The organism is Streptomyces sp. NPDC058637 (assembly GCF_042717325.1).
Classification (GTDB): domain Bacteria; phylum Actinomycetota; class Actinomycetes; order Streptomycetales; family Streptomycetaceae; genus Streptomyces.
Window position 1 is genome coordinate 1 of sequence record NZ_JBHXRD010000066.1, and the last position, 7947, is coordinate 7947.

General features: G+C 70.6%; 8 protein-coding genes. 1 reads left to right on the forward strand and 7 read right to left on the reverse strand.

Features of this window, described 5'->3' with window-relative positions; translation table 11 throughout:
* Positions 1 to 61: 61 nt before the first annotated feature.
* From ACFWVP_RS34685 to ACFWVP_RS34715, 7 genes are all read right to left on the reverse strand, one after another.
* Positions 62 to 1405, reverse strand: a complete 1344-nt coding sequence (locus tag ACFWVP_RS34685; RefSeq protein WP_384502143.1) for a hypothetical protein — start codon at positions 1403 to 1405, stop codon at positions 62 to 64.
* Positions 1402 to 1977 carry a SigE family RNA polymerase sigma factor gene (locus tag ACFWVP_RS34690; RefSeq protein ID WP_384502144.1) on the reverse strand — a complete coding sequence of 192 codons (576 nt, stop codon included), beginning with the start codon at positions 1975 to 1977 and terminating at the stop codon, positions 1402 to 1404. Before ACFWVP_RS34690 ends, ACFWVP_RS34685 begins: the two co-directional genes overlap by 4 nt.
* Before the next feature lie 359 nt (positions 1978 to 2336).
* A complete protein-coding gene (locus ACFWVP_RS34695; protein ID WP_384502146.1) occupies positions 2337 to 3401 on the reverse strand; it encodes an aspartate-semialdehyde dehydrogenase in 1065 nt (354 codons plus the stop codon).
* Positions 3398 to 4669: an aspartate kinase gene (locus ACFWVP_RS34700; protein ID WP_307126276.1), complete on the reverse strand. Its 1272-nt coding sequence runs from the start codon at positions 4667 to 4669 to the stop codon at positions 3398 to 3400. Before ACFWVP_RS34700 ends, ACFWVP_RS34695 begins: the two co-directional genes overlap by 4 nt.
* A 205-nt stretch (positions 4670 to 4874) precedes the next feature.
* Positions 4875 to 5534, reverse strand: coding sequence for a DUF5063 domain-containing protein (locus ACFWVP_RS34705; RefSeq protein ID WP_384502148.1), 660 nt, complete (start codon positions 5532 to 5534; stop codon positions 4875 to 4877).
* A gap of 83 nt (positions 5535 to 5617) precedes the next feature.
* Positions 5618 to 6217 (reverse strand): recombination mediator RecR, encoded by a 600-nt coding sequence (recR, locus tag ACFWVP_RS34710; RefSeq protein WP_384502150.1) that lies wholly within the window; start codon positions 6215 to 6217, stop codon positions 5618 to 5620.
* A 77-nt stretch (positions 6218 to 6294) separates the two neighbouring features.
* The gene (locus ACFWVP_RS34715) at positions 6295 to 6627 is read right to left on the reverse strand and encodes a YbaB/EbfC family nucleoid-associated protein (protein ID WP_384502154.1); all 333 of its coding nucleotides are present in this window, start codon (positions 6625 to 6627) and stop codon (positions 6295 to 6297) included.
* Positions 6628 to 6998: 371 nt separating this feature from the next.
* Between ACFWVP_RS34715 and ACFWVP_RS34720 the strand changes: the two genes are divergently transcribed.
* The gene (locus ACFWVP_RS34720; RefSeq protein WP_384502152.1) at positions 6999 to 7784 is read left to right on the forward strand and encodes an SLATT domain-containing protein; all 786 of its coding nucleotides are present in this window, start codon (positions 6999 to 7001) and stop codon (positions 7782 to 7784) included.
* The last annotated feature ends 163 nt before the right edge of the window (positions 7785 to 7947 follow it).

Genomic DNA, 7947 nt, shown 5'->3' on the forward strand with positions numbered 1-7947 from the left:
CGCCGGATCCGGCGGGCCTCTTCGCGTACGCCCGGGCGCGCTCGCCCGGGCGGTGGTCCTGCTACGGGGCGTCCAGGACGCCGGTGCGGTAGATCGTGCCGGCGCAGGCGCGGGAGATCGTGGTCTGCGCGGTCGGTGCCCCCGACTCCGGTGTGTGGGTGACCGCGACGGTGCCGTCCGCCGGGCCGCCGTCCGCACTGCCGAACTGCGCCGCCGTGTCCGTCGAGCCCGAGTCGCTCCCGGTGGAACCGCCGATGCCACCGCCGCCGTCCGTGGGCGTCGGGCTCGGCGAACCTCCGCCGGTCGGGCAGGTGTCCGAGGGCACCCAGGCGAACCGCACCTCGTAGGCCATGGACGGCTTCAGCAGCACCGTGCCCGGCTCCAGCGAGGGATCGGGCAGCCCGGCCGCCGGGTCGCCCGCGGTGTGCTGGACGACGGTGATCTTCAGCGGGTCGGCGGCGCCGCCCGCCTGGAAGCCCACCGAGCCGTCGCTCGTCACCGAACAGCCCTTGTCGGACACGTTGGCGATCCGGAAACTGCCGTACACCGTGCCGTCCGCGCCCGCCGAGCCCGACTGCGCGGAGGCGACACCGAGCTGGTCGGCACCGCAGACCGGCAGGGAGGCCGCCTCGGCGCCCGGTGAGTCCTCCAGGCCGGCGGTCCCGCTGCCCTCGTCCTCCTCGCCCGTCTCCACGGACGGAGCCGTCGAGCTGTCGGCCTCGCCGTTCACACCTTCGTTCTGCCGGGCCGCGGGCCCGGCGCTCTGCTCGCTGCCGGCCTCGGCACCCGCGTCCTCGCCGTTGCCGCCCTGGGCCTGCTGGCCGTGGCCCGCGATGGCCGGGTTGGCGGTGGCCGAGCCGTCCGAATTCGCCACGTGGACGAACGCGGGCACGGCCGTGCCGATCAGCAGCGCCGCGGCCGCCGCGCCCACCACGGCCTGGCGCCGCCTGGCGCGCCGGGCGGGCACCGCGCGGTGCAGGTGGTCCAGGGTGCCGTCGGAGGGTTCGAGGCCGCGGACCGCGCCCTGCAGCAGGTGGCGCAGCGCGACCTCGTCCATGTCCGTCCCGCCGGGAGCGCCGCCCTTGAAGAGCTCGGTCAGCGTGCCCCCGCCGGACGCCCCGGCCTCACGCGCACCCGCCGCCTCACGCGCACCGGCCTCACGCAGCCCGGGTACGGCCCTCGTGGCGGCTGCCCCGGGTGCGGCTTCCCTCGTGGCGGCGTCCGGTACGTCGTCCGCCACCGGCCGTAGGGCCGGGGCCTCTTCCGGGCCGCCGTCGACGGCGTCCGTGCTCCGCTCCGGTCCACCGTCCTGTTCGGGATCGGTGTGCGGGGTGTTGTCCGGCCCGTCGTTCACAATTCCGTTTCCAGTCCGGTCATCGTCGTGCCTGTGTTCGGGGCCACTCATGCCTGCGCCTCCATCACGACGCGCAGTGCCGCTATCCCCCGGGAGCCGTACGCCTTCACCGAACCCAGCGATATACCCAGCGCGTCCGCGACCTGGGCCTCCGTCATGTCCGAGAAGTAACGCAGCACCAGCACCTCGCGCTGGCGGCGCTGCAGCCCTTTCATCGCCTTGATCAGCGCGTCCCGCTCCAGCTGGTCGTAGGCCCCCTCCTCGGCGCTCGCCATGTCCGGCATCGGCTTGGAGAGGAGCTTCAGCCCGAGGATGCGGCGGCGCAGCGCGGAGCGGGACAGGTTGACCACCGTCTGGCGGAGATAGGCCAGGGTCTTCGCCGGATCGCGCACCCGGTTGCGCGCCGAGTGCACGCGGATGAACGCCTCCTGCACCACGTCCTCGCAGGACGCCGTGTCGTCCAGCAGGAGGGCCGCGAGGCCCAGCAGCGACCGGTAATGGGCGCGATACGTCTCGGTGAGATGGTCGACCGTGGTTCCTGCCGCCACCGTCTCCTCAGCGCCCTCGCGCTGCGACGGCAGCCGGGTGGATCGCGCAGCGGGCATGGGCGCGATCACCGGCATACCGCCGGCTGCGCGGGGCCTCCGGAGCGGACGCACCGAAGTGCCTCGCAACGGGCCCACCACTGTGATGTCGAGAACCTCTGCCACGCCAGTTGGACACGCTTCCCCCCGTCAGGGTTGTACGCGAACGGCACCGCGTTCGATGCTGTGCGACATGCCCTCATTCGTACCTGCTCTTCCCCAAATGCCCCGTAAACGCATCCAGCCACGCAAGAAGTGACGGCATAGACGCGCCGCAGCCGACTAGCGGTTGCAGGGGGCCAGGAGATCATCGTCGGATATGACAACGCCCCAGCTCAAGAGGTTCAGACCAGGGAGTTCCCCACAGGGCGCACACAGATCCTACAAAACAAGTTCGATCAGACCCGAGGAAATTCTCCGGCCACGGATTCGGCAATCTCGGCGACATTCAGAGCTGCACCTTTTCGGAGATTATCTCCGCAGATGAACATCTCGACGGCGTGCGGATCATCCATCGACCGGCGTACCCGCCCCACCCAGGTCGGATCCGTGCCCACGACATCGGACGGCGTGGGGAAGTCACCGGCCGCCGGACTGTCGAAGAGCACCACCCCGGGCGCGGTCGCCAGGATCTCGTGTGCGCGGTCCACGGTCACCTCGTTCTCGAAGCGGGCGTGGACGGACATGGAGTGCGTGGCGACGACGGGTACGTACACACAGGTCGCCGTGACCTTCAGGTCCGGCAGGCCCAGAATCTTCCGGCACTCCTCGCGGATGGCCAGTTCCTCGGAGGACCAGCCGTCCCCGGCGTCGGTGCCGGCCCACGGCACGACGTTCAGCGCGACAGGTGCGGCGAAGGGGCCGCTCTCCCGGTCGCCCAGCGCCCTCCGTACGTCCCCCGGGCGCGTGCCCAGCTCCGTACCAGCCACCAGCGACAGCTGCTCGCGCAGGGCGGCCACGCCGTCGCGGCCCGCACCGCTGACCGCCTGGTAGGACGACACGATCAGCTCGCACAGCCCGAACTCGGCGTGGAGCGCGCCGACCGCGACGATCAGCGACAGGGTGGTGCAGTTCGGGGACGCGACGATGCCGCGGGGTCTGAGCCGCACGGCATGGGGGTTGATCTCGGGGACGACCAGGGGCACGTCGGCGTCCAGCCGGAACGCCGCGGAGTCGTCGACGACCACGACGCCCTTCGACGCGGCGACCGGCACCCACCGTGCGGACACCTCGTCCGGCACCAGGAACAGGGCCACGTCCACGTCGTCGAACACGTCCTCGGCGAGCGCGAGGACCTCGGTCGTCTCCCCGCGTACGACCAGCTTGCGGCCGGCCGCACGCGGGGAGGCGATCAGCTTCACCTCGCCCCAGACATCCGCGTGCTGCGAAAGGATCTGGAGCATGACGCCACCGATCGCCCCGGTCGCTCCCACGACCGCGAGCGAAGGGCGGCGCCGCGTCATCGGCCGGTGCCCCCGTAGACGACGGCCTCGTCCGAGTCGCTGTCGAGACCGAAGGCGGTGTGCACGGCGCGCACGGCCTCGTTGACGTCGTCGACCCGGGTGACCACGGAGATGCGGATCTCGGACGTCGAGATCAGCTCGATGTTCACGCCGACGTCGGACAGTGCCTCGAAGAAGCCCGCGGTGACGCCGGGATTGGTCTTCATCCCCGCGCCGACCAGGGAGATCTTCGCGATCTGGTCGTCGTAGCGCAGCGACTCGAAGCCGATGCCCGCCCGGTTGCGCTCCAGGGCGTCGATGGCCTTGCGGCCCTCCGCCTTGGGCAGCGTGAACGTGATGTCGGTCAGCCCCGTCGACGCGGCGGAGACGTTCTGGACCACCATGTCCATGTTGATCTCGGCGTCCGCGATCGCACGGAAGATCGCCGCGGCCTCGCCGGGCTTGTCCGGCACGCCGACGACCGTGACCTTGGCCTCGGAGACGTCGTGGGCGACTCCGGAGATGATGGCGTGCTCCACCTGCTGGTCCCCTTGCGGCTCGTTGCTGACCCAGGTGCCGCGCAGTCCGGAGAAGGACGAGCGGACGTGGATCGGGATGTTGTAGCGGCGTGCGTACTCGACGCAGCGGTGCAGGAGCACCTTGGAGCCGGACGCGGCCAGCTCCAGCATGTCCTCGAAGGAGATCCAGTCGATCTTCCGGGCCTTCTTCACGACCCGGGGGTCGGCGGTGAAGACACCGTCCACATCGGTGTAGATCTCACAGACCTCGGCGTCCAGCGCCGCGGCCAGTGCGACCGCGGTGGTGTCGGAACCGCCGCGGCCGAGGGTGGTGATGTTCTTGCCCTCCTGGCTCACGCCCTGGAACCCGGCGACGATGGCGATGTTGCCCTCGTCGATCGAGGTCCGGATGCGGCCCGGCGTGACATCGATGATGCGCGCTTTGTTGTGGACCGAGTCGGTGATGACGCCGGCCTGGCTGCCGGTGAACGACTGGGCCTCATGGCCCAGGTTCTTGATCGCCATCGCCAGCAGGGCCATGGAGATCCGCTCTCCGGCGGTCAGCAGCATGTCGAACTCACGCCCGGCAGGCATCGGGGATACCTGCTCGGCGAGATCGATCAACTCGTCCGTCGTGTCGCCCATCGCTGACACCACGACAACCACCTGGTTGCCGTTCTTCTTGGCATCGACGACTCGCTTGGCGACGCGCTTGATGCCCTCGGCATCGGCTACGGAGGAGCCTCCGTACTTCTGCACGACAAGGCCCACGTGCGCTCCTCGCTCAATAATGGTGCGGTCGGCTCAGTCTAACGAGCAGCCCGGAATCGACCCGTCCTTACCGGATGGTGAGATGTCCCGCCCACCACCCGGTCCGGCGTGTCGCCCGAACCGCTCGTAGCGGGCTGCTGCCCACTCACCTGCCCCGCACGCCTGCCTGTGTCCCACGACACACGCCGGTTCCGGGCGAGAGGCCCTAGTTGACCGGCCGCAGCCCCAGCGGTCCCGCGATCTCCTCGGCCATCACGCGGCCCGCCTCCTCGGCCAGGTCGCCGTCGCCCGGGTCCTGGTCCGTGTCCAGGCCGTCGAGCTCCTGGAGCGGCTGGTTCAGCCGGATGTGGGCGATCAGGGACTGGAGGGCGCGCAGGGCCGCCGACGCGGTGGAGCCCCAGTTGGAGAAGTACGAGAACTGCCACCACCACATGGCCTCCGCCGTGCGGTCCGCCTCGTAGTGGGCCAGGCCGTGACCGAGGTCCGTCACCAGGTCGGCCAGGTCGTCCGAGATGCGGTGCGGCACGGGGGGCTTGCGGGGCTCGTACGGGTCGAAGACCTCGGAGTAGACGTCGATCGGCTCCAGGAGGGCCGCGAAGCGCTCGCGCAGGCCGTCGGCGTCCGGCTCGGGGCCCAGGTCGGGCTCGTAGCGCTCGTCCGGGAGGATGTCCTCGTACGCGCCGAGACGCCCGCCCGCCAGCAGCAGCTGGGAGACCTGCAGGAGCAGGACCGGGACGGCCTCCTCGGGCTCCTCGGCCTTGGAGACCTCGGTGACCGCGACGATGAAGGTCTTGATCTGGTCCGCGATCTGGACGGCGAAATCGTCCGGATCCTGCGTGACGGAGTTCAGCGTGGCGTCAGACATCGAGGGGACCTCCCGTGGGCACGGTCGCGAACGGTGGGTAGAACATAACGTCGCCGAACGTAAAGCCGACATCAGGTGCCGGGTCACACATCGAGCAGCCGCCTCCCCTCGAACGCGCGGCCGAGCGTGACCTCGTCCGCGTACTCCAGGTCGCCGCCCACCGGCAGGCCGCTGGCCAGCCGGGTCACCCGCAGGCCCATCGGCTTGACCATCCGGGCGAGGTACGTCGCCGTGGCCTCGCCCTCCAGGTTGGGGTCCGTCGCCAGGATCAGCTCGGTGATGGAACCGTCCGCGAGCCGCGCCAGCAGCTCCCTGATCCGCAGGTCGTCGGGGCCGACGCCCTCGATCGGGCTGATCGCGCCGCCGAGCACGTGGTAGCGGCCCCGGAACTCACGGGTCCGCTCGATCGCGACGACGTCCTTGGGCTCCTCGACCACGCAGATGACCGTCCGGTCGCGCCGCGCGTCCCGGCAGATCCCGCACCGCTCCTGCTGGGCGACGTTGCCGCAGATCTCGCAGAAGCGGACCTTGTCCTTGACCTCCAGGAGGGCATGGGCGAGACGGCGTACGTCGGTGGGCTCGGCCTGCAGGATGTGGAAGGCGATCCGCTGCGCGCTCTTGGGGCCGACGCCGGGCAGTCTGCCCAGTTCGTCGATGAGCTCCTGAACCACGCCTTCGTACAACGGAAACGCCTTTCCCTAATCCTGCTCGTACCGTAGCCGGTACGCCCGGGTAGCCATAGGTCCTGGAAGTCGGTACGTCAGAAGGGGAGGCCGGGCATGCCGCCCAGGCCCTGGGCCAGCGGGCCCAGCTTCTGCTGCTGGATCTGCTGCGCGTTCTCGTTCGCCGCCTGCACCGCGGCGACCACGAGGTCGGCGAGCGTCTCGGTGTCCTCCGGGTCAACCGCCTTGGGGTCGATCACCAGGGCGCGGAGCTCGCCGGACCCGGTCACGGTGGCTTTCACGAGCCCGCCGCCCGCCTGTCCCTCGACCTCGGTCCTGGCCAGCTCCTCCTGGGCCTCGGCAAGATCCTGCTGCATCTTCTGGGCCTGCTGGAGCAGCTGCTGCATGTTGGGCTGGCCACCCGGAATCACGGTCACTCCTGGCATTTCGACAACGGATTGTTTCGGTACGCCGAGCCTACGTGTTCGCCGGACGCCGTGCCCCACCCACCGGGGACCAACTCTTTCGGGTGAGTTTCAGAAAGGGCCTGTCGTGCTCCTATACCTGACCAGAGGCCGTGCCCACCCGGGAATCCCGCGATTTCGACCCCGCGGCCCACCATTCGGCGGTAGGAAGAGCAGGCGTATCCGTACACGTACGCACATCCCAGGTAACGCAGAGTTACACGGGTGGGGCTCCGGTCATATGCCGGAATCCGCCCCCACTCATGTCGGAGAGCCGTGCCGATCCGCGTAGTCGTGCGCCGATACGCGCCGAACCCAGAGTGCAGAGGAGTGCCCCGGTGAGTCAGCCGGAGATGCAGCCCGAGGGGCCGCACCGCAAGGAGTCCGGCGCGGGATCCGGTGCCGGTACCGGAACCGATCGGTCCGGTTCGCGCTGCGGTTCGGGTCCCCGGGACCTGGCAGGTCGCGCCTTCCCCCTCGGCGACTGGGGCGAACCCGCCGAACGGCTCGACGAGCTCTACCGCTGGGTCGAGGCGGGCGCCCTGCAGACCACCGACTGGTATCTGCACGACCGGATCCGCAAGCGGCGCGTGGCCAGGCTGCTGCGGCTCGGCACGGCGGCCGGGGTGGTCGCGGGCGCGGCCCTGCCGCTGCTCGACCTGACCGGGGAGCTGCGCGGGTCGGCCGGCTGGGGCTATCTGTCGTTGCTGCTGGGCGCGGCCTGCATGGCCTGCGACCGGTACTTCGGACTCACCTCGGGCTGGATAAGGAATCTCGCGACGGCACAGGCCGTGCAGCGGCGCCTCCAGGTGCTGCAGTTCGACTGGGCGTCGGAGTGCGTGCGGGAGGTGCTCGGGCCCACCGAGGGCACGGCCAGCGAGGCCGCGGAGCGGTGCCTGGGGGTGTTGCGGCGCTTCTCGGAGGACATCACCGAGCTCGTCCGCATGGAGACGGCGGACTGGATGGTGGAGTTCCGGGCCGGGCCCGCCCCCATGGGGATGCAGTCGCTGATGTCGGGGGGTGTGGGCGGCCGGCCGGAGCAGGCCAATCCGACCCGGCTCACCATGCCCTCGGTGACCCGGCCCAACATGCCGCGCCAGCGGCCGCCGGAGTCGCCCCGCTGAACGCCTCCGCGGTCTCCCCGGCCGCATCGCCTGGCACCGGACGGACACGGCCGGGAGCCGCCCCGGGCGACCACCCCCGCCGCGGCGACCCGCGAGCGGGGGGCGAGGCCATACAAAATAGAAACCAACGGCTCGGCGCCCGGGGGACGCCCCCCGGCCCGCA

Coding starts and splice junctions, on each gene's coding strand:
- ACFWVP_RS34695 (WP_384502146.1), bottom strand. CDS start 3,401: ATGACGCGGCGCCGCCCTTCGCTCGCGGTCGTGGGAGCGACCGGGGCG.
- ACFWVP_RS34690 (WP_384502144.1), bottom strand. CDS start 1,977: ATGCCGGTGATCGCGCCCATGCCCGCTGCGCGATCCACCCGGCTGCCG.
- ACFWVP_RS34705 (WP_384502148.1), bottom strand. CDS start 5,534: ATGTCTGACGCCACGCTGAACTCCGTCACGCAGGATCCGGACGATTTC.
- ACFWVP_RS34685 (WP_384502143.1), bottom strand. CDS start 1,405: ATGAGTGGCCCCGAACACAGGCACGACGATGACCGGACTGGAAACGGA.